Below are 20,421 nucleotides of genomic sequence, written 5' to 3' on the forward strand. Positions count from 1 at the left end.
TTTTCTTTGTTTGCGTTTTGACGATTCTGTTTTCTTTCCGCTCGCAGCACACGATGCTGTGCCCGCAGTGCAACGCTTGTCCTGATCCTCTCCCGAGAAAGAATAATGGCGCGATGCCAGAGCCGGTTGAACCCTCACCGCCGGCCAGGGTCGATTAGCTGTATGGCCAATCAGAGCCAATCAATCAGGAGCTTTCCATGGACATCATTCGTATCATTTTCGCCATCCTGCTGCCCCCGGTAGGCGTGTTCATGCAAGTAGGCTTTGCTGGCGCTTTTTGGCTGAATATCCTGCTGACCCTGCTGGGTTACATCCCGGGCATCATCCACGCGATCTACATCATCGTCTCGCGTAAGTAACACCTCGTCGCACTCGCTGATCGTTCCCTGATGCGGGAACGATCACACGGCTCGATCAAGCATCCAGCACATCCCGATAGAAACGCCATTCCTTCTCCAGCGCATCTGCCAGGTTGTTCGCCTTGCGGAACCCATGGTGCTCGTCCGCGTAAAAGTGCGCTTCGGTCTTGATTCCGTTGTCTTGCAACGCCTTGAGCATGGACCGGGTCTGTTCCGGAACCACCACGGCATCCAGCTCGCCCTGAAAGAAGATGACCGGCACGCTGATGCTGTCTGCGTGCAACAGGGGCGTACGAGCCTGATAGCGCTCGATGTCCTTGTCGGGATCGCCGATCAGCCAGTCCAGATAATCACCTTCGAATTTATGCGTCGCCCTGGCCAGTGCCACCGGATCGCTGACGCCGTACAGGCTGGCACCCGCGCGGAATACATCGTGGAAGGCCAAGGCGCAGAGCGTGGTGTACCCACCCGCACTGCCGCCGCGAATAAACGCCTGTCGTTCGTCAATCAGGCCGCGCTCGGCCAGATGTTTCACGACTGCACAGGCATCTTCGACGTCCGCCACGCCCCAGGTGAGGTGCAGGCCTTGCCGGTACACCCGACCGTAGCCGCTGCTGCCGCGATAATTGAGGTCTGCCACGGCGAAGCCGCGGTGTGTCCAGTACTGAATGCGTGGGTCCAGCACCGGGTAGCAGGCAGAGGTCGGGCCGCCATGGATGAACACCACCAGCGGCGGTTTCTCCGCGCCGGTCATGGCCGGATAGAAGTAACCATGAGCCTCGGCCCCGCCACTGGGGTAACGCAATGTCTGAGGACGGCTGATCTGGTTGGCCGGCAGCGGCGACCCGCCTCCGGCAAGCACCTGAGCACTGCCGTCGTGGCGAGAAATAGCCAGTACCGCCGAGGTGCTTAAGGCTGAGGCCGCGATGCAATAGACGAACTCTTCGTCAATGGCGAGGCTGCGAAAGCGGCTGTAACCCGCGCTGAAATCCTCGACGCTGCCGTCGGCCTGACAAAGCCCCAGAACACTTGAACCGTCTTCGAACCAGCTCGCCAGGTAACCATCGTTGATCGGCAGCCAGGTGCAGCTGCCCATTTGCCAGGGCGCGGAGGCATGATCCGCCGGGCGGGCTGAAAGCGGCGCAAACCCGGAAGGTGATTCGCCCCACGGCTGCCAGAAACCTGCACGATCTGTCAGGCAATACAGCCGCCCGTGGGCATCGAAGCGCGGTTGTTGCAGTGACTCTTGCGCGCCGTCGCCTGCGATGCACTGCGCAGTGGCCCAACTGCCATCGTCCTGTTTCGTCGCAGACATCAAGCGGGTGCTGGTCCACGGCTGATGCGGGCGCTGCCATTCGATCCAGGCCAGGCGTCTGCCGTCGGCGCTGACAATCGGCGATGAGTAGAAATCAGCGCCTTCGGCCAGCAACTGGCGCTTGCCGTCAGCCAGCTCGATAGCCACCAGTCGATGCGTGTTGTGGTCTTCTTCAACGGCCAGAATCTGGCCGCCGCTGAAGAACACGCCGCCGTAGCGCTTGTCGCCCTCGGTCAGCGCCACCGGCTCGCTGGCATCCAGTGCCTGTCGATACAGTTGCTGGTCGCGCTCGTTGACGAAGACTACGGCGTCGTCGGCGAGGCAGAACGAGCCACCACCGTATTCATACACCCGACTGCGCACGCTGAAGCCTTGTGGCGTCAGGCAGCGCTTGCTGTTGGCGTACCAGTGCCAGATACGGCTGGCGCCGTCTTCGGGGCGGTATTCGTTCCAGAACAGGCCCGCCGAGCTGACATCCAGTTCGGCGAAGTCGACGCCTGCAGCGACCGCTTGGGCGGCGCTCAGGCGTTCAGGAGGATTTTGCGATGAGTCGTGAGTTTCGGTCATTGCGAAAGGCCAGCTCTTCAATGGTTTGAGTAGCGGTTTCGGACTCGTCACGAGCCTGAGTGATGATCCCGTGGTGATAGGATTTGCTGCACACCGGGTCGGCATTGGCGGCGTCGCCGGTCAGCATGAAGGCCTGGCAGCGACAACCGCCGAAGTCCTTTTCCTTCTCGTCACACGAACGGCAAGGCTCGGGCATCCAGTCGTAACCGCGGAAGCGATTGAAGCCGAACGAGTCGTACCAGATGTGCTGCATGCTGTGATCGCGCACGTTGGGGAACTGGATCGGCATCTGCCGTGCGCCGTGGCAGGGCAGCGCTGTGCCATCCGGTGTCACGGTCAGGAAGATATTGCCCCAGCCGTTCATGCATGCCTTGGGACGCTCTTCGTAATAATCAGGCGTGACGAAAATCAGCTTGCACGGATGATTCTCTGCCTCCAGCCGGACGCGGTATTCATTGGTGACGGCTTCGGCGCGGACCAGTTGATCTTTGGTCGGCAGCAGGCCGAGGCGATTCAGGTGCGCCCAGCCATAGAACTGACAGGTCGCCAGTTCGACGAAATCCGCCTCCAGCGCGAGACACAGCTCGATGATCTTGTCGATGCGGTCGATGTTGTGTCGATGGGTGACAAAATTCAGCACCATCGGGTAGCCGTGCTTTTTGACCGCCTTGGCCATCTCCAGCTTCTGCGCGAAGGCTTTTTTCGAGCCGGCGAGCATGTTGTTGACCTGCTCGTCGCTGGCCTGAAAGCTGATCTGGATGTGGTCCAGGCCTGCTTCCTTGAAGGCGATGATCTTTTCTTCGGTAAGGCCGATGCCCGAGGTGATCAGGTTGGTGTAGAAGCCCAGACGCCGGGCCTCGGCGATCAGCTCGGCGAGGTCCTGGCGCACCAGCGGCTCGCCGCCGGAAAAACCGATCTGCGCCGCCCCCATTTCCCGCGCTTCCTGCATGACCTTGAACCACTGCTCAGTGCTCAGCTCCTGGCCCTGTTTGGCAAAATCCAGCGGGTTGGAGCAATACGGGCACTGCAACGGGCAGCGATAGGTCAGCTCGGCGAGCAGCCACAGGGGCAGCCCGACCTCGGGAGTGGGCGGTATGTACGGGGTGTTGGTGACGGGGGCCAGGTCAGACAAGATCGATCCAGTTTTTCTTTTTGGCGCCTTCCATGAACTCATCGACGTCCATGCCCAGTTCGGGAACATTGGGGAACTGCTGCTGAAGCTCATGAATGATGGCGGTGATGGTGCGCTTGCCATCGATCAGCCCGCCAATCAGGGCCGCGCTGTCATTGAGTTTGATCATGCCTTCAGGGTAAAGCACCACATGCGCCTTTTGCGCAGGCTCGTACTGAAAGCGATAGCCTTGATGCCATTTGGGTGTCAACGCTCGGAACTGCGGATCGTGCTTCATAGCGTAATCCCCTTATGCCAGACCCTTTGGTCTGTGACGCTGTGATACGGCGGGCGGTTCAACTCGTAGGCCATGGACATCGCATCGAGCATGCTCCACAGGATATCGAGTTTGAACTGCAGGATTTCCAGCATACGCTGCTGACCTTCGTACGTAGTGTAGTGCTGTAACGTGATGGCGAGGCCGTGCTCTGCATCGCGTCGGGCCTGACCCAGGCGAGTGCGGAAATACTCGTAGCCGGCCGGGTCGATCCACGGGTAGTGCTGCGGCCAGCTGTCCAGGCGCGACTGATGGATCTGCGGTGCGAACAGTTCGGTCAGCGAGCTGCTGGCAGCTTCCTGCCAGTTGGCGCGGCGGGCGAAGTTCACGTAGGCGTCGACGGCAAAACGCACGCCTGGCAGCACCAGTTCCTGCGAGCGCAGTTGGTCCGGGTCGAGCCCGACGGCCTGGCCGAGGCGCAGCCAGGCTTCGATGCCGCCGTCTTCGCCGGGCGCACCGTCATGATCGAGCAGGCGCTGAATCCACTCGCGACGGATCTCGCGATCCGGGCAGTTGGCCAGAATCGCCGCGTCCTTGAGCGGAATGTTCACCTGATAGTAGAAACGGTTGGCGACCCAGCCCTGAATCTGCTCGCGGGTTGCACGACCCTCGTACATCGCCACATGGTACGGATGATAGATGTGGTAATAGGCACCCTTGGCGCGCAAGGCCTGTTCGAATTCGGCGGGGGACAGCGCAGTCGATTCGCTCATGTCAGCTCCTAAAGCTCGATGCTCATGCCATCGAAGGCCACTTCGACGTTGCGACGAACCAGCTCCGCACGTTCCGGGGAGTCTTCGTCGAGAATCGGGTTGGTGTTGTTGATGTGGATAAGCACTTTGCGCTGCTCGGGAAAGCCTTCGAGGACTTCCAGCATGCCGCCGGGGCCGTTCTGTGCCAGATGGCCCATTTCCCGGCCGGTACGCGTGCCCACGCCACGGCGCTGCATTTCGTCGTCGTCCCACATTGTGCCGTCGACCAGCAGGCAGTCGGCGTCATGCATTTTCTCGGCCAGTGCGTCATCGACCTTGCCCAGGCCCGGGGCATAGAACAGCTTGCCGCCAGTGCGGGTGTCTTCGACCAGCAGGCCGATGTTGTCGCCCGGGTGCGGGTCGAAACGGTGTGGCGAGTAGGGCGGGGCGGCGCTGCGCAGCGGAAAGGGCGTGAAGCGCAGGTTCGGGCAGGCCGGAATCACAAAGCTGCCCTGTAATTCGATGCGGTTCCAGGTCAGGCCGCCGTTCCAGTGCTTGAGCATTTCGAACAGCGGGAAGCCGGTGCTCAGGTCCTCATGGACCATGTCGGTACACCACACCTGATGCGGGCAGCCTTCACGCAGGCTGAGCAGGCCGGTGGTGTGATCGATCTGGCTGTCCATCAACACGATCGCGCTGATGCCGGTGTCGCGCAATGCGCGCCCGGGCTGCATCGGCGCAAAGCCCTGCAATTGCGCGCGAATGTCAGGTGAGGCGTTGCACAGCACCCAGTTGATACCGTCGTCGGACAGCGCAATGGACGACTGGGTCCGCGCATGGGCACGCAGGCTGCCGTCGCGAAAACCCGCGCAATTGACGCAGTTGCAGTTCCACTGGGGGAATCCACCGCCAGCAGCAGAACCTAGAATCTGGATGTACATGACAGCTCCTGGGACACGCTCTGAAATAAAAAACAGCCACAACCATAAAAAAAGCCCCGGCGAACCGAGGCTTCACAGCGCACTGAAATCAACGGCTTGCGAAGTACATGGTGACTTCAAAACCGATACGCAGATCAGTGTAAGCAGGTTTAGTCCACGACATAAAAATCTCCTCGGATAAGTGCAGCGGTGGGTGACTACATCTTAGTGCATCGCTGGAGGCATACGTTCAGATGCTTAGGGAGCTATGTTACTCATTTTCACAATTCAGCAGGGCTAGAATCTGCATGAAAGACCGTTACCGTTCAGGTAAGGATTGCGGAACGGCCGCGCTGGCAGGGCGATTGGCCACGATCAGCCAGCCTCCTGTGGCGTTGATCAATTGATCCGCAGAGGCCAGCAACGAGTGTGTATCCAGATTTGACAGAGCGCGCTGCAAGGTCTGCGCATGGTCACCCCGGTGCCCGGCGAGGTGTGCCTGCCACTGCAGGTCGGCACGCTGTTGCTCCGGCAGGCTCGACGGCTCGAACTGCGCTGCAAGGGCTTTGGTCTGCTCAGGCAAATCTGCATCGCGGACCCACTGCGGCAATCCGCCGATAAAGGCCTCGATGTGCGCAAACAGTTGCTGGGCATTGCAGGTGGGTGATTGCACGCCGAACAGCAAACCGGTCCGTCCGTCGATCTGCCTGAGGCTACTGAATACCGCGTAACCCAATTGCAGTTCGACCCGCAGCCGCTGATAGAACGGCGCTTGAGCCAGGTGCGCGAGCAGACGCCAGGCCGCTTCATCTTCGATGGAAGTCGTGGGCGCGGGGCAGAACACCAGCACGGCGTCTTCCGGGGAGGACGATGCTTCCGTCGCCCAGTGCTTGCCAGCGCGAATGGCTGGCAGATCGGGCGGGGAGGTTTGCCGAACGCCGGGTGCTGCATTCAACACCGCGTCCAGCATTGACTGGCTGGCCCGTTCAATACCGCTGGTGAAACTGATCCAGCGCGAAGCCGCCCATACGCCTGGCAGGTCGCTTATGGTCGCCTCCGACCCATTGCGCAAGAAGTGATCGGCAAGCTGCTTGAGCAACTGACGAATCGGGATCAACACCGGCTCGTCGTTTTCCTGTGCGTGGGTATCGGGGTGTTGCAAGCGCTGCAGGCTTTGTTTCAGGACCGCTGGCATCGGTTCGCGCAAACCGTTCAATTGAAGCTGCCAGTACGGACCGTACGCGGTGAAGGTCAGGGTTACTCCGGCCTGACGTGCGTCTTCGACCACTGGCTTGAGCGCCGCATCGAGCATCCGCCAAAGAGCGGGCTGCGGGGATGGCAGTTGCCAGCGCAGGTACAGCGCGGCTTCAGCGGGGTCGTCCGCTGCCGTATGAAGAAACGGATTCGGCGCTGGCAGGCGCCAAGTGACCGGCTCTGGAACGAGGTTATCCACATCAGCGGTGAGCTTCGCCAGTAATGCACTTAACGTTTTTTGGCCTTGCTCGCTCAACTGCGCGGGCGTTTCGCGACAGTGATGGTTTGCCAGAGCCAATGCTCCGCACGTCTGCAGACGGCGTCGTTCGAGACGGTGGTATTCCTCGATTTGCGTTGGCCAGTGAGCTTTGAAAAAACCGAGCCAGCTGAAAAGCAGGCTACTGATAGCGGTCGCGTTCGCCGGGTCGCCTTTAAACTCGATATCCAGCAAAAGCTGCCCGCCGAACTGGTACAGCGGCGCGGCGTTCAATGAGGTGCAAAGGCCCCTGCGTACCAGCTCGGCGACCAGTCCGCCAGGCTGCGCTGCATTGAGCCAGTGACAGAAGAAGGCCACCGCTTCGTCAGCCTTGTCTGGCAAGTCCTCGAAGGCAAACAGCAGATGGTTTTGCTTGCCAGCCTGTCGAGGGCTGGCCATCAATGCTGGAGGCGGGCGCTGTGTGACCTTCATCCCTGAGGCGAAAACCGCGCCGTGGTTTATCGCCAGCGCCTGCAGTTCAGCCACCGGCAGCGGGCCACTCAGGCACAGGGTCATCTGCCCGGCCTGATAGAAGCCTCGATAAAAGTCTTTCAACGCTTGCTGAAAAGCCGGGTTGGGCACTGACAGGCTGTAGCGATTGCCGGCGTGAAAGCCGCGCAGCGGATGCTGTGGGTTGATCGCTGTCAGCAGGCGCGCCTGATTGCCGGATGCGCTATCGCCGCGCCAGGCGATGAATTCGGCATGCAGCACTTCGCGTTCGCGTAATTGATCTGCGGTGTCCATGCGCGGCCGGGCAAGCATGTCGCATAGCCGCTCCAGCCCTTGGGCGAAGGCCGCTTGCGGCAGTTCGAAGAAGAAGTCAGTGGTGCGCTCACGGGTGCTGGCATTGACCTGCCCGCCATGACGCTGCACGAAGGTCATCAGGTTATCCCCGGCCGGGAAGCGTTCGGTGCCGAGGAAAAACAGATGCTCCAGAAAATGCGCCAGCCCCGGCCACGCTTGTGGCGCATCGTGACTGCCGGCTGCCACGCGCAATGAGGCCGCACAGCGCTTGAGCCGTGGCTCGTGACACAGCACCACATTCAAGCCGTTGGCCAGCGTGAGGCGTTGAGTGTCGGCGGCGTGTGCGGCAGGCATGAGGGGCGTCCGGAAAGCTGTGCGAGGCGAGGCGTCATGCTAGCGGATTAACAGACCCGTTCGCGAGCCTGCTGCTCAAAGCTGCGAAATAGAGGACGCAGAGCGTCCAGAACGGCATGCCAACGCAGAGCATTGGCACGATAGGCAACGAGAATGACGATGAGCAAACGCGCTATTTCCAGAGGCTGTACCGGCCTCTTCAGGATCAAGTCAGCGACGTATAAAGCGCCGGGCGGCGATCCACGAAGTAGTCGTTAGCGGTTCTGGCCTGGGCCAGCAGTGACTTGTCCAGCGTGCCGATCAGCAATGCTTCGTCCTGACCCGCCAGCAACGGGCGGCTGCCGTCCGGCGCGCAGAGGCTGCTGAGCCCGCAGTAACGAATCGCGCCCTCGCTGCCGCAGTAGTTGGCGTACACCACGTAGCAGTGATTCTCGAAAGCCCGCGCCCGAACGGTCACGTCGCAGACGAAATCGTAAGGCAGCATGTTTGCGGTCGGGACCAGAATCAACTCGGCCCCCGCTAAGGCCAGCCGACGAGTGTTTTCGGGGAATTCCACGTCGTAGCAAATCAACAGGCCCAGGCGCCAGCCATTCAACTCGACCACCGGGTAATGATCGTCGCCTGCAGCGAACATCGACCTGTCGAGCTCGCTGAACAGGTGCGTCTTGCGATAGTTGCACAGGCGTTTGCCCTGGCTGTCGATCAACTGCACAGCGTTGTAGATCTGCCGATCGGCGGCGCGCTCCGGATAGCCGTAGAGGATCGCAATGCCACTAGCCTGTGCGATGGCGGCAATGCGCGTTGCTGCCGGACCGTCCTGCGCCTGTGCCAGCTCACCGACAGCCTGGGCGCCGATGTTGTAGCCGCTGAGGAACATTTCCGGACAGATCAGCACCTGTGCCCCTTGTTCGGCGGCGGCCTGAGCCTGCTGTTTCAGGCGAGTCAGGTTGCCGCTGACATCCAGCGGCAATGGCGGGCATTGATACAGCGCAACGCGCATGGGGATTTCCTTCTTTCAGTCGCCCAGTGCAATCGGGCCGATTTCGTGGAACACATCACCGGGGCCGGGGTTCTCGGCGTGAGTTTTGCCGCCAAAGTGGTTCATGATGCCCCACACAGCATTCAGCGAAGTCTGCACAGCGCCTTCGACCCATGCCGGTGTCCAGGACACATCGTCGCCGGCGATGAACATGCCGCGCTGTTCGCTGGGCATGTCCTGCTGCATGAAGTGCGCGTACATGCGCTGGTTATAGCGGTAATGGCCCGGCAGCGCACCCTTGAACGCACCCAGGAAGTGCGGATCGGCTTCCCATGACACGGTAATCGGATCACCGATGATCCGCGCCGCGATGTCCACTTTCGGGTAGATTTTCTTCAAGGCATCCAGCGCCAGCTTCACCCGCTTCTCGATGGGCTGCGGGAGCATCTTCAGTGCATCGCTCATCCATGAGTAGGACAGGCAGATCACGCCGGGCTTGTCGTCGCCGTTATCGAACAGGTAAGTGCCACGGGTCAGCCGGTCGGTGAGGGTCATGCTCATCAGGTCGCGGCCGGTTTCCGGGTCCTTGTCCTTCCAGAACGGGCGGTCGACCATCACGAACGTCTTTGACGACTGCATGTAGCGGGTGCGGTCCAGGGCCATCCACATTTTCTGCGAGAACAGCGACTCTTCGCACTCGATCTGCGTGGTCAGCAGCCAGCTCTGGCAGGTCGTCAGCACGGCAGCGTATTGCCGGGTGTCGCCCCAATTATCGGTCACCGCAAAACTGCCATCCTCGGCGCGTGCGATGCGCTTCACACCGGGACGTGGTGCGCCGCGGTGCAACGACGACAGGCTGGTGCCCTTGGGCCAGTGCGCGCAATGCTCGGGGACGTGGCTCCACAAGCCGACCGGCACTTGCTGCACGCCGCCGACGATCAGATGCTGGTGCTCATCGCAGTTGGTCATCACCACACGGAAGATTTCCAGCATCGAGTTGGGGAAGTCCGAATCCCAGCCGCCAGTGCCGAAGCCCACCTGGCCAAACACTTCGCGGTGAAAGAACGACAGCTTGGCGAAGGCCTTGGAGGTCGCGACAAAGTCATAGAACGTGCGGTCGTCCCATAACGGCACCAGCTTGTTCCACAGCTCTTTGAGACGCGGTACATCGCGGTCACGGATCGCCTGCTGGATGTCACCGAATTGCGAGCCGCTTTCCAGTGCATCGGCCCAGGCGTCGGCGACTTCCTGAAACAGTGCCGGCAGGTCCGAGAGCATTTGTGCGTAGTAGGTGGTGCCTTCCAGGTCGATAACGGTGCTGCCGGACGCCGCGGTCAGCGGGTTGGGGAACGGCCTGGACTCAAGGCCCAGCTTGTCGACGTAATGGAAGAACGCTGTCGAGGACACCGGAAAGCGCATGCCGCCCAGTTCGGCCACGATGCCTTTGGCGCCTTCGAACTCCTGCGAGCGCAGGCGGCCACCCATTTTCGAGGCTTCGTACACCACCGGTTTGAGGCCCATCTTCATCAATTCGTAGGCCGCCACCAGACCGGCTATCCCGGCACCGATAATTGCCACTTCAGCACCGTGGTTCTCCACCGGAATGCTGCCCAGACCTTTCGGGTGCTCAATCCAGTCATCGAAGGCGAAGGGGAAGTCGGGGCCGAACATGGTGATCGGCTTTTTGCCGTTGGCGGGGTGACGGTTGTTCTTCATGACGGACCTTGATGGGCAACGGCGAAAAACAACAGTCTAGAGAAGGGCGGACACGTTAATAAGACGCAAAGTGTCGTCGATATGCTGTTTGTTTGGGCTAAGTGACGAATTTGCTGGTCAGTTTGTATCACTGCTTGATAGAAGCGTGCAGTTACACCGGCTGGCCGCGGTCGATCTTGCTGCTGAGGATGATCGATGTCGTGGTCTTCTCGACACCATCTACGCTGCCGATCAGGTCCAGTAGCTGGTCCAGTTGCTCGGGAGAGTCCGTGCGCAGCCAGGCGACATAATCGAACTCGCCACTCACCGCACAGAGTTGCTGAACCTGCGCCATGGCACTCAGCCGCCGCAACACTTCCTTGCCCGAGCGAGGTTGCACGGTAATGCCGACATACGCCTGCAACCCGCCACTGACCACGCGCTGGCCAAGGCGCACGCCGTAACCGGTAATCACTTTGCTGCTTTCCAGGCGCGCCAGCCGCGAGGTCACGGTGGTACGCGCGATGCCCAGTTGCCGGGCGAGCATGGCGACGCTTTCGCGCGCATTGATTTGCAGCGCGGCAATCAGCTGGCGATCGATTTCATCCAGCACAGGCGGGCGGGTATCGGGCACGGGCGGTTCCTTAAAACTTCCAGCGTTTGGCGGTCTTGGCCAGACGTGCCTGCAGGCCGTCGAGGTTGAGCGCTAACTGCTGGGTCATCAAGTGGTAGCCCTTCAGCTCGGTAGGAATGACGGCTTTCACTGGTGGTGTTTCCGGCGTCTCCGGTGTTTCGGTCGTGCGTTCCAGACGCTCGGTGGCACCGGTTTGCAGGGCGCGCGCCATGCCGATCAATTGCCGGCGAATCTGGCGGTAGTCAGCGTCCAGCGATGCCTTGAGCGTCTCGTCGGCAAGCTGATTCAGGTTCGCCGGGCGAATATTGGCGAGAATCTCCAGGGTGCTCAGGCACATGCGGAAGTGGCCCTGAATGGCGTCCAGTTCGACCATGGACATCTTCACTTCCTTGGACACCGACGGCAGCAGCGAGCGCAATTGCAGCATCGTGCCGTTGAGCCTGGCGGTCAGTTTCAAATGCTCATCCGCCGTCACTGGCTGGCCTTGCACAATGCGTCCGTAAACCTTGGCGCAGTCACGCAAACCACTGGCCAGGTTGTAGCGCCAGGAAAACACCGCATACAGCGGCAGGGCGAAGGAGAACGCCAGGGCCAGCGCGATACCAATCAGAATATCGACGGTACGCCACAGCCCGTCACTGATCGGGTTGTAACCATGACCGGCGACGATGAACAGCGTGATCGCCGACAGCAGCGCGGTGTAACCCCCTTTGCCGATGGCGTGATAGGCGAAGAAACCGCACATCACCGACATCATTGCGTAGGTCAGCAACGGCATTTCCAGATAGCCCTGCTGGACCACCACGATCAGACCGAGACCGGCACCGATCAAGGTTCCGTAGGCCCGTTCGACCGACTTTTTGCCGATATTGCCGTGATGCTGCAAACCGCCGATCACGATCAGCATGGTCACCGATGCCCACTCACCGTGAGGCAGGTTGAGGCCGGTGGTCAGCAGGATAGTCACCAGCAAGCCCACCGCAATCCGCGCCGCGTGGATCAGCCGCGCATGCCGATAACGGCGATACGGGTCCAGCAAAGGACGCAGAACAGGGCGAAGCCAGGAGGGTATGAAAGCAGAGCGCGAATTCGTCATGCGTTAAGAGACCGCGAGGGTAGGGAAGAGATTCCCTGATTGGATGATGGCAGGCTTCAGTAAGCCACATTTTGATGGGGGATGGGTGGGGTATGTCGATGATCAGTGACGTGGCATTGCGCATTCTAGGTGTAGGAATGACGCGCTGAGGGCAGTAGTCACGATTTTATGAGTAGTTAAGGTGTCACTTAGTGAGGCTTTATGAGGATTAATGTGTTCTTTCGTGAGCTGTTATTTTCGGGTCCACACTTCCCATGTCAGTCGGCATCGAAGGGTCGCGGCTCAACCGAGGCAATCTGCTCAGTCAGTACGCTCACTTTGCCTTGAGCAAGGAATAAGCCGAGGCGGCGCTGGACGAGGTGGCCGGTTGGGAAGCCGAACTGCATGATTACTACAGCCAGTTCCTGTCCGGTGCGGAACTGGATGCTGCAGTCGATGCGACCAGTGGCGCACGTCTGAAGCGCTGGCAACTCCTTCTGCTGTGTAGGGTTCTACGGCAAGGGCCGATTGATCTGGTAACGAGTGCTGCGGCCTCCACCGGGCAGGCGAACCAGGCAGTTTTTGGCAAGCAGATCACTTAAGTGGCGGGTAGCGGTGGCCTTCGAGACCTTCGCCACTGCCTGATACTGCGCTGCGCTCAGACCGTTTTCAAAGCCACGCTCGCCGCCATCCAGCAGTCGATTCAGCACCTTGACCTGTTCGGCGTTCAGGTCGTTGTCGCGATGTAATTGCCAAAATCGCGTTTTTCCCAGTACTCGTTCTATATGAACCAAGGCGTTTTCAATGCTTTTCAACAATGTGCGCAGGAACCATTCCAGCCACCCGGTGATATCGGTCGTGCTTTTCTGACTGGTCTCCAGAACGTGGTAATAGCCGGCGCGGTCAGCAAGGATGCTGGCGGACATGGCAAACAGTCGTATGGCTTGCTGATCGCCCTGAGTCAGCGCCAGGTCTGTAATGGCCCGAGTCAGGCGACCATTGCCGTCGTCAAACGGATGCAGGGTTACAAACCAGAAATGCGCGATACCTGCCCGCACGAATGGATCGAGCGTCGGATCACTTTGACTGCCGGCAAACCAGTCGAGAAAATCTTCCAGCTGTTGCTCAAGTCCAGCCCGCGGTGGCGCTTCAAAATGCACGATGGGTCGATCAAGCCTCCCTGAGACCACTTGCATAGGTTCGTCGCTACGCAATTGACCAACCAGGATGCGAGCAGACACAAAGCTGTCCTCTTCCGGGAACAGCCAGCGATGCCAGGTACACAGACGTTGCAAGTCAAGTGGCTGATCATGACCACGTGTAGCGTCCAGCATCAGCTCGGCCAACCCCTCGCTGCGAGGGCTATGCTTGCCGTTATCGGCGATCCCCAGGCGGCGTGCCAGCGACGACCTGACAGAATCTGCATTCAGTCGCTCGCCTTCGATGGCGGACGAAGTGACGATATTCTGCAGCAGGGCATTCAAGCCCTCGCACATTTGCGCATCGCCACCCACTGCACCGCTCATACCCAGCAAGCGACCTTGAGCCTTGGCGCACGCTCGTATCAACGGTGCAAGGCGTTCTTCGCGCCAATGAAAGCGGGGCCAGTTCGGCTGTTGCCAGATCCAGAGATGTTCGGACATCGTATCCGCCTATGCAGTGAGCCGAATAAAAAGTTAATCGGCTCATGAGATGAGCCGATTGTGGTGATTATTCGGCTCACCGTCCAGACGTGCTCATCGGCGTCTGGTTTCGATGTCAGGCAGTCAGGGAGGAAAAGCGGATGGAATTTGATCTGCGTGTGTCGCAACACAGCGACCTGGAATCGTTACAACGCCTGTCGGCGCGGGCGCGTCACCGGTACAAAAGCATTCCTTCCCTGGCGCATGTCGCCGAAAACCCTCCGCTGGGCGCAGACAGGTTCGAAGCCTGCCGGGTGGTGGTGGCTGCCAACAGGCGCAGCGGTGACGTCATCGGTTTTGCAGCCATGCGCTTGCTGGATGATTTCCTGTACCTGGACAACATCTCGGTCGAGCCTGGTGCATCCGGCAAGGGTGTCGGAAAAAGCCTGCTGGCGTCTGTCGAGGCGTACGCGCAGGTTTGCCAACTGCACGCGATAAGCCTGACGACATTTCGCGAGCCGCGCTGGAACGGTCCATGGTTTCGGCAACATGGCTTCCACCCGATGCCGGCAGAACGTATTGGCGATGGACTGAGAGGCGTCATGGACCGTCAGGCGCAGTCTTTCAACCCCGCGACACGCGAGACCTTGTGGCGTCTGCTGTAACCCGCACAGCAATGTGGGCAATCCGCCACCTTCGTTTTGTTGTTCAAGATTCGTACAGCCAGCCTTTGCCATATTCGCCTTGCCAGCCTGTTCTCTTGCCCCGGTGAGAGCTGCAGTGCTCCAGCCAAAATGTATCAAAACGGACATATTCCGGACACGCAACGACCACAGAATTCGCGCCAATCGCTGACGGACCGGCTCATAACCAGAAAATCTCAGGCACCTCCTTCAGACGAGCTAATACCTGCTGCCATGAATAACCTGAACCTGTCGACGCTAGGCCAGAACGAACAATCGCTGGACGTGATTTACGGTCCAATCCAACCTGAGCTGCTACGTGAGGAGGTGCTGGCCGATTTGCTGGAAGCCAGTGCCCGGCGCAACCCGCAGCAAGTGGCACTGATCTTCGGCGAGCATCAGATCAGTTATGGCGATCTGGACCGGCAGGCCGATCAGGTGGCGTCTGCGCTGATCGGTGCGGGTGTTCGGCCGGGGCACATTGTCGGTCTGTGGCTGCCGCGCGGCATCGAGCTGCTGGTCATGCAGGCCGGTATTGCCAAGGCGGGCGCCGCGTGGCTGCCTCTGGATCAGGACACGCCGGTAGAGCGTCTGCAGGTTTGCCTGGACGACGCCAGCGCAGTCGGGCTGGTGTCCTGCGATGCGTTGATGCCGGTGCTGGCCGATACCGGTTTGAAGGTGTGGACTGCCGAACACCTGCTGGCGCCGACCGACGCAGCGTTGGTGCGTCGCAGTGGAGTGCTTCCCGACCATCCTGCCTATGTGATTTACACCTCCGGCTCCACGGGCAAGCCCAAGGGCATTCTGATTTCCCAGCGCAGCATCTGCCATTTTCTGCGCAGCGAGAACGCGATACTTGGCATTCGTGCCAGCGACCGGGTTTACCAGGGCTTTTCCGTGGCCTTCGACATGTCCTTCGAAGAAATCTGGATCGCCTATCTGGTGGGCGCGACGCTGTGGATAGGCCCGAAGGAAACCAGCGGTGACCCCGAAACCCTGCCGCGCCTGCTGAACGAGCAGCGCATCAGCGTCTTGCATGCGGTGCCCACTTTGCTGGCGCTGTTCAGCGAAGACGTTCCCGGCCTGCGCCTGATCAATCTGGGCGGCGAGATGTGCCCTGAATCGCTGGTCGATCGCTGGGCCACGCCGACCCGGCAGATGTTCAACACCTACGGCCCTACCGAAGCCACCGTGTCGGCCAGCCTGGCGCGTCTGTCGCGCGGTCGCCCGGTGTCGATTGGCACACCGTTACCCAATTACGGGCTGTTGGTCATCGCCAATGACCCTGCGGTTGGGAGCACCCTGGCGCCCAGCCTGCTGCCGCGTGGCGAAGTCGGCGAGCTGTGCATCATCGGCCCCGGCCTGGCCGAGGGGTATCTTGGCCGGCCGGACCTGACCCAGGAAAAATTCCTGCCGAACCCATGGTCCACCGGCTATCACGATGCGCGCCTGTATCGAACCGGCGACCTTGCCCGGATCGACGACGAAGGGCAGGTGCAGTGCCTCGGGCGGGCCGACGATCAGGTAAAAATTCGCGGCTTTCGCGTCGAACTGGGCGAGATTGAATCGCTGTTGGCGCAACAGCCTGGCGTGGGCACCGTTGCCGTCCTGTTGCGCAACGAGGCGGGCGTTGATCAGCTGATTGCCTATCTGGTGAGCGACACCTCGACACCTTCCGCATTCACGAGTCAGTTGCGCAAAACCCTGCAGGCGCAGTTGCCGCCGTACATGGTCCCGGGACACTTCGAACTGCTCGACAGCATGCCGCGCCTCACGTCCGGCAAAATCGATCGCAAAACGCTCAAGGCCCGGCCGTTGACGGTGGATGCCAAGGCCGCCAGCGCAGAGTCCGATGTGGCGCAAACCGAAGGTGAGATTGCACTGTTTGCCGCGCTGAGCACACTGTTCCCCGGCATGCCGATCCGCCGCGATGCGGACTTTTTCACCGATCTGGGCGGGCATTCCTTCTTTGCCGCGCGTTTGGCCTCGGCGCTGCGGGCCAACCCGCGCTTCGCTCAAGTCACGGTGCGCGACATTTACCAGCGTCGGCGTGTCGGCGCGATTGCTGAAGTGCTGGATCAGGCGCCACAAGAGGTGGATGCGCCGGTGGACTGGACGCCTCCGTCAGCCTGGCGTCGCTGGCGCTGCGGCGTGGCCCAGGCGCTGGCATTGCCGGTCATGGTCAGCCTGCGCATGACCCAGTGGCTCGCACCGTTCTTTACCTATCACCTGCTCACCGGCTCGCCCGACGACTCTGTCGCATTGGCGACGCTGGCGTCGATCTCGGTATTCCTGATTGCTACCGTTCTGCAGTTTTTCATCGCGCTGGCAGCCAAGTGGCTGATCGTCGGCCGCCTGAAGCCTGGGATCTATCCGCTGTGGGGCGTTACCTATTTTCGCTGGTGGGCCGCAGACCGCATGGTCGAGTCGGCGCCGACTTATCTGCTGAGCGGCTCCTCACTTTATCCCCTGTGGCTGCGCGCACTGGGCGCGAAGATCGGGCAGGACGTGATTATTGGCGGCGCTACAGTACGGGCGCATGACCTGCTGGAAATCGGCGACGGGGTCAGCGTCGGCAACGGTGTCAGCTTCGAAAATGCGCGCGTCGAGCGGGGCCAGTTGCATCTGGGCCTTATCGCCTTGCAGGACAATGCCTGTGTCGGCTCTTACGTGATCATGGAAGGCAATACGGCTGTAGGCCCGTGGGGGCATCTGGAGGCCCAATCGGCCATGGCCGATGGTCGGGAAGTTCCGGCTGGGCGCATCTGGCAAGGCTCGCCAGCGCGTGATGTCGGCGCGTTCGATACGCTCGGCCAACCTGCGCGGCCTGTGACCAGCCCGGCGCGTTTGCGGGCAGAAAAGCTGTTCTTCGTGTTCGGCGTTCTGCTGGTCGCGACGCTGTTCTTCATCCCGGTCTTCCCGACCTTTTTCCTGATCGACTGGTTCGACACGCAGAACGTCTTGCCATGGTTCGAGGGCAGTGGACCATTGGGACAACTGGCGCGCTATTTCCTGCTCGCGTTCCCGGCCAGTGCGGTGCTGATTGTCGCGACTGTTCTGGCGTCTGCGGCATTGCGCTGGGTCGTCTTCCCACGCCTCAAGCCGGGCCGTTATGAGGTGCACAGCAATACCTACTGCGCCAAGTGGCTGATCAGCCAGATTCAGGAAGCGAGCCTCAACGTGCTGTCCGGCATCTACGCCACGGTGTATTCGCCCTTCTGGTATCGACTGCTGGGCGCGAAAGTAGGGCGCGACGCCGAGATTTCCAGCGCACAGGGCGTCATCCCGGACATGCTGACCCTGGGCGATGAAACCTTTATCGCGGATGCGGTGATGCTCGGTGATGAGCGTATCGACGGCGGCTGGATGACCATGCAACCCACGGTCGTGTCGCATCGCAGCTTTGTCGGCAACGGCGGGTACATCGCGGACGGCACGGTACTGCCGGAAAACGTCCTGATCGGCGTCCATTCCTGCGCGCCGCACAATAGCAAAATCGTCGACGGCGACACCTGGCTGGGCTCACCACCGATCCACCTGCCTGCCCGCGAGCAGGTCAGTGGCGCTCCCGAATCACTGACCTTCAAGCCTTCACCGCTGCGCCGCCTGGCACGAGGACTGGTCGAAGGCGTGCGCATTGTCACCCCGCACGCGGTAGTGATCGCCGTTGGCTACACGGTCATGCTTGACCTGATGCCACTCGCCGACGACGAGCGCTGGGGAGCGGTGCTGGCCTACCTTGCAGTGATCGGCGTGGCGTACAGCGTGGGTAACTTTCTGCTGATCGCGGCCCTGAAATGGCTGGTGATGGGCCGCTATCGCAAACGCGCTGACCCGATGTGGACGCCCTTCGTATGGCTGTCGGAGGGCATCACCAGTCTGTACGAAGGCATGGCCGCACCGAACTTCATGCGCTACCTGCGCGGCACACCGTGGTTGCCACTGGCGTTCAATGTGCTCGGCTGCAGGATTGGTCGCGGGGTTTACATGGACACCACCGACATCACCGAATTCGACTGCGTCAGCATCGGCGCAGACAGCGAACTGAATGCCGGCGCCTGCCCGCAGACCCACCTGTTCGAAGACCGAATCATGAAGATTGATCACGTCAGCATCGGCGAGCGTGTGTACATGGGGCCACGCAGCGCCGTGCTGTATAGCGCTGTCGTCGGCAACGATGCGCACCTTGGCGCACTGACCCTGGTGATGAAGGGCGAGCATATCCCTGCCGCCAGCCGATGGGCCGGTTGCCCCGCGTCACCGGACAGGGCATGAAGTGCGGGGCGAGCTGGGTATTCGATGAAGATGGCCGGCTCGCCCCGCCAAAGCCTTTCCCTTGGCAGAATGTATTGCTGGTCAGCTGCGTCACCAGACCGGGCTGTTCAAGGGATGAAGCCAGAAACCGCATTCGGGCTTGCGTGCGTATCGCCTTGGAGCAGTGGCTCGAATTGCCATCCGGGGCGATCACGTTCATCAGCGCCCCAGGTGTCGCGCCGCGATTGCTTATCGACGGGCTGTCGGAGCCCGGGTTTTCCATCAGCCACGAAGCCGGATGCTCACTGGCTGCCATCAATCTCCACGGCGCAGTGGGCGTGGACTTGATGCAGGTTCAGGCGGTGCCGGACTGGCACGCTGTCGCGCAGGACTATCTGGGGGCTGAGGTTGCTACCCGTCTGTCAGGCATGCCCGAGTCGATTCGCCCGATTGCCTTTGCCAAGGCATGGTGCAGGCGCGAAGCGTTTTTGAAGTTGCATGGATTGGCGCTCGATGAATGGACAGCACAGGGAGGGTTGCAGGGTGTGGGGGTTGAGGTTGAATTGGCGGAGGGGATGGTTGGAGTGGTGGCTTTGGGAGCGCTATGTGCTGATGCGTGCGTGCCGCTCTTCAAGCAAAAACATCAGTAAGATTTCCAGCAGGTCGTCGCTACACGCCACACGTATTAGTAACACCATCGATTTGACTGCTGGCTTCCGCATCCGGAAGCCATGCCTGGACAGCTCACGCGCTGGCTACAGTGCTTTTCGCTGCGCGCTGGCCTTTATTGGCCTTGCCTATGGTGCCCTCTCTGACGAGCTTAGGCTTTGCAGCAGCCTTGGCCGAGGCTACTTTTGCTGCTTGCCGCGGTTGCTTACTTGACCCGCTATCAACAGAATTCGTCGCAATTGGCTGCACGGTTAGCTCTACTCCAACGGCCTCCATCAGCTTTCTAATGGTGTCATAGCGAGTCTTCGCGCCGCCCTTAAGCGATTTATAAAGGCTTTCCCGATTAACCCCGGCATCTCGGGCAACCTTGTTCACTCCTTGCGCTTTCGCTACCTCGGACAAAGCCTTCATGAGTAATTCAGGATCTTTTGCCTTCATGCTTTCAGCAAGGTAAGCACTGATCGTTTCCGGATTGTCGAGAAAGCGGGAGGCTTCATAGCGGCTGGTACCGGATGTGTTGAGGTTGAGGATAGGCATCTCCTCTGGAGTTGATTTGATTTCAGTCATTTGATCTTACCCTCATGGCATCAAGAATCGCTTTCGCCTCCTTGATACCGCGTCTTTGGTCGGTTTTGTCACTACCCGAAAGCATAAGGTATTCGGCTTGACCCGAGCGTACGTAGTAAACACGATACCCTGGGCCTACAAAAACCCGCATTTCGCTTACGCCTTCGCCCACTGGTTCAGAGTCACCAAAGTTGCCTGCTTTGGCTCGATCCAAACGGACCAATACAGCAGCCTTGCCTTTTGCATCTTTCACACCGTCAAGCCAGTCATCGAACTGAGACGTGGTGCTTATGGTGTACTCGGTGGTATTCGTCATAGCTTTGAGTGTGGCCTA

At 60.3% G+C, this 20,421-nt stretch carries 18 protein-coding genes; 4 read left to right on the forward strand and 14 right to left on the reverse strand.

Annotated features, from left to right (window positions below):
• Positions 1-197: 197 nt before the first annotated feature.
• Positions 198-359 (forward strand): YqaE/Pmp3 family membrane protein, encoded by a 162-nt coding sequence (locus tag BT119_RS23135; protein WP_002555565.1) that lies wholly within the window; start codon positions 198-200, stop codon positions 357-359.
• A 55-nt stretch (positions 360-414) separates the two neighbouring features.
• On the opposite strand, the gene BT119_RS23140 is transcribed toward BT119_RS23135, so the two are convergent.
• The 12 genes from BT119_RS23140 to BT119_RS23205 all read right to left on the reverse strand — a co-directional run bounded on the left by BT119_RS23140 (position 415) and on the right by BT119_RS23205 (position 13,935).
• A complete protein-coding gene (locus BT119_RS23140) occupies positions 415-2,241 on the reverse strand; it encodes a S9 family peptidase (protein ID WP_072366992.1) in 1,827 nt (608 codons plus the stop codon).
• Entirely contained in the window at positions 2,204-3,373 is a 1,170-nt protein-coding gene (gene pqqE / locus BT119_RS23145) for a pyrroloquinoline quinone biosynthesis protein PqqE (RefSeq protein ID WP_003372397.1), read from the reverse strand. The genes BT119_RS23140 and pqqE overlap by 38 nt, the downstream gene beginning before the upstream one ends.
• A complete protein-coding gene (pqqD, locus tag BT119_RS23150) occupies positions 3,366-3,650 on the reverse strand; it encodes a pyrroloquinoline quinone biosynthesis peptide chaperone PqqD (RefSeq protein ID WP_002555562.1) in 285 nt (94 codons plus the stop codon). Before pqqD ends, pqqE begins: the two co-directional genes overlap by 8 nt.
• On the reverse strand, positions 3,647-4,402 hold the full coding sequence (gene pqqC / locus BT119_RS23155) for a pyrroloquinoline-quinone synthase PqqC (RefSeq protein ID WP_072366993.1): 756 nt from the start codon (positions 4,400-4,402) through the stop codon (positions 3,647-3,649). The genes pqqD and pqqC overlap by 4 nt, the downstream gene beginning before the upstream one ends.
• A gap of 8 nt (positions 4,403-4,410) precedes the next feature.
• Entirely contained in the window at positions 4,411-5,322 is a 912-nt protein-coding gene (pqqB, locus tag BT119_RS23160) for a pyrroloquinoline quinone biosynthesis protein PqqB (RefSeq protein WP_003372392.1), read from the reverse strand.
• 88 nt (positions 5,323-5,410) lie between these two features.
• On the reverse strand, positions 5,411-5,485 hold the full coding sequence (pqqA, locus tag BT119_RS23165; protein WP_003422658.1) for a pyrroloquinoline quinone precursor peptide PqqA: 75 nt from the start codon (positions 5,483-5,485) through the stop codon (positions 5,411-5,413).
• A gap of 135 nt (positions 5,486-5,620) precedes the next feature.
• Positions 5,621-7,909 (reverse strand): pyrroloquinoline quinone biosynthesis protein PqqF, encoded by a 2,289-nt coding sequence (gene pqqF / locus BT119_RS23170; protein WP_072366994.1) that lies wholly within the window; start codon positions 7,907-7,909, stop codon positions 5,621-5,623.
• A gap of 205 nt (positions 7,910-8,114) precedes the next feature.
• A complete protein-coding gene (locus BT119_RS23175) occupies positions 8,115-8,909 on the reverse strand; it encodes a carbon-nitrogen hydrolase family protein (RefSeq protein ID WP_054081705.1) in 795 nt (264 codons plus the stop codon).
• Between the two features lie 15 nt (positions 8,910-8,924).
• A complete protein-coding gene (locus BT119_RS23180; protein ID WP_003341224.1) occupies positions 8,925-10,604 on the reverse strand; it encodes a flavin monoamine oxidase family protein in 1,680 nt (559 codons plus the stop codon).
• 151 nt (positions 10,605-10,755) lie between these two features.
• Positions 10,756-11,217, reverse strand: coding sequence for an Lrp/AsnC family transcriptional regulator (locus BT119_RS23185; protein WP_002555556.1), 462 nt, complete (start codon positions 11,215-11,217; stop codon positions 10,756-10,758).
• Positions 11,218-11,227: 10 nt separating this feature from the next.
• Positions 11,228-12,313: an FUSC family protein gene (locus BT119_RS23190; RefSeq protein WP_032609321.1), complete on the reverse strand. Its 1,086-nt coding sequence runs from the start codon at positions 12,311-12,313 to the stop codon at positions 11,228-11,230.
• Positions 12,314-12,804: 491 nt separating this feature from the next.
• Entirely contained in the window at positions 12,805-13,935 is a 1,131-nt protein-coding gene (locus BT119_RS23205) for a Fic family protein (RefSeq protein WP_003432629.1), read from the reverse strand.
• A 140-nt stretch (positions 13,936-14,075) separates the two neighbouring features.
• Between BT119_RS23205 and BT119_RS23210 the strand changes: the two genes are divergently transcribed.
• From BT119_RS23210 to BT119_RS23220, 3 genes are all read left to right on the forward strand, one after another.
• On the forward strand, positions 14,076-14,579 hold the full coding sequence (locus tag BT119_RS23210) for a GNAT family N-acetyltransferase (RefSeq protein WP_003372382.1): 504 nt from the start codon (positions 14,076-14,078) through the stop codon (positions 14,577-14,579).
• A gap of 252 nt (positions 14,580-14,831) precedes the next feature.
• Positions 14,832-18,872, forward strand: coding sequence for a Pls/PosA family non-ribosomal peptide synthetase (locus BT119_RS23215; protein ID WP_072366995.1), 4,041 nt, complete (start codon positions 14,832-14,834; stop codon positions 18,870-18,872).
• Positions 18,869-19,501 (forward strand): 4'-phosphopantetheinyl transferase family protein, encoded by a 633-nt coding sequence (locus BT119_RS23220; RefSeq protein WP_072366996.1) that lies wholly within the window; start codon positions 18,869-18,871, stop codon positions 19,499-19,501. Before BT119_RS23215 ends, BT119_RS23220 begins: the two co-directional genes overlap by 4 nt.
• Before the next feature lie 94 nt (positions 19,502-19,595).
• On the opposite strand, the gene BT119_RS23225 is transcribed toward BT119_RS23220, so the two are convergent.
• Together BT119_RS23225 and BT119_RS23230 are read right to left on the reverse strand one after the other, a co-directional pair.
• Positions 19,596-20,087 carry an addiction module antidote protein gene (locus BT119_RS23225; protein ID WP_054081702.1) on the reverse strand — a complete coding sequence of 164 codons (492 nt, stop codon included), beginning with the start codon at positions 20,085-20,087 and terminating at the stop codon, positions 19,596-19,598.
• The gene (locus BT119_RS23230) at positions 20,080-20,403 is read right to left on the reverse strand and encodes a type II toxin-antitoxin system RelE/ParE family toxin (RefSeq protein WP_072366997.1); all 324 of its coding nucleotides are present in this window, start codon (positions 20,401-20,403) and stop codon (positions 20,080-20,082) included. The genes BT119_RS23225 and BT119_RS23230 overlap by 8 nt, the downstream gene beginning before the upstream one ends.
• Positions 20,404-20,421: the final 18 nt, after the last annotated feature.

Source organism: Pseudomonas sp. NFACC10-1 (assembly GCF_900119195.1).
Taxonomy (GTDB): domain Bacteria; phylum Pseudomonadota; class Gammaproteobacteria; order Pseudomonadales; family Pseudomonadaceae; genus Aquipseudomonas; species Aquipseudomonas cerasi.

Excerpts from the sequence above, each read along its gene's own strand:
- BT119_RS23135 (WP_002555565.1), top strand. The coding sequence starts at position 198 with ATGGACATCATTCGTATCATTTTCGCCATCCTGCTGCCCCCGGTAGGC.
- BT119_RS23140 (WP_072366992.1), bottom strand. The coding sequence starts at position 2,241 with ATGACCGAAACTCACGACTCATCGCAAAATCCTCCTGAACGCCTGAGC.
- pqqD (WP_002555562.1), bottom strand. The coding sequence starts at position 3,650 with ATGAAGCACGATCCGCAGTTCCGAGCGTTGACACCCAAATGGCATCAA.
- pqqC (WP_072366993.1), bottom strand. The coding sequence starts at position 4,402 with ATGAGCGAATCGACTGCGCTGTCCCCCGCCGAATTCGAACAGGCCTTG.
- pqqB (WP_003372392.1), bottom strand. The coding sequence starts at position 5,322 with ATGTACATCCAGATTCTAGGTTCTGCTGCTGGCGGTGGATTCCCCCAG.
- pqqF (WP_072366994.1), bottom strand. The coding sequence starts at position 7,909 with ATGCCTGCCGCACACGCCGCCGACACTCAACGCCTCACGCTGGCCAAC.
- BT119_RS23175 (WP_054081705.1), bottom strand. The coding sequence starts at position 8,909 with ATGCGCGTTGCGCTGTATCAATGCCCGCCATTGCCGCTGGATGTCAGC.
- BT119_RS23180 (WP_003341224.1), bottom strand. The coding sequence starts at position 10,604 with ATGAAGAACAACCGTCACCCCGCCAACGGCAAAAAGCCGATCACCATG.
- BT119_RS23190 (WP_032609321.1), bottom strand. The coding sequence starts at position 12,313 with ATGACGAATTCGCGCTCTGCTTTCATACCCTCCTGGCTTCGCCCTGTT.
- BT119_RS23205 (WP_003432629.1), bottom strand. The coding sequence starts at position 13,935 with ATGTCCGAACATCTCTGGATCTGGCAACAGCCGAACTGGCCCCGCTTT.
- BT119_RS23210 (WP_003372382.1), top strand. The coding sequence starts at position 14,076 with ATGGAATTTGATCTGCGTGTGTCGCAACACAGCGACCTGGAATCGTTA.
- BT119_RS23215 (WP_072366995.1), top strand. The coding sequence starts at position 14,832 with ATGAATAACCTGAACCTGTCGACGCTAGGCCAGAACGAACAATCGCTG.
- BT119_RS23220 (WP_072366996.1), top strand. The coding sequence starts at position 18,869 with ATGAAGTGCGGGGCGAGCTGGGTATTCGATGAAGATGGCCGGCTCGCC.
- BT119_RS23225 (WP_054081702.1), bottom strand. The coding sequence starts at position 20,087 with ATGACTGAAATCAAATCAACTCCAGAGGAGATGCCTATCCTCAACCTC.
- BT119_RS23230 (WP_072366997.1), bottom strand. The coding sequence starts at position 20,403 with ATGACGAATACCACCGAGTACACCATAAGCACCACGTCTCAGTTCGAT.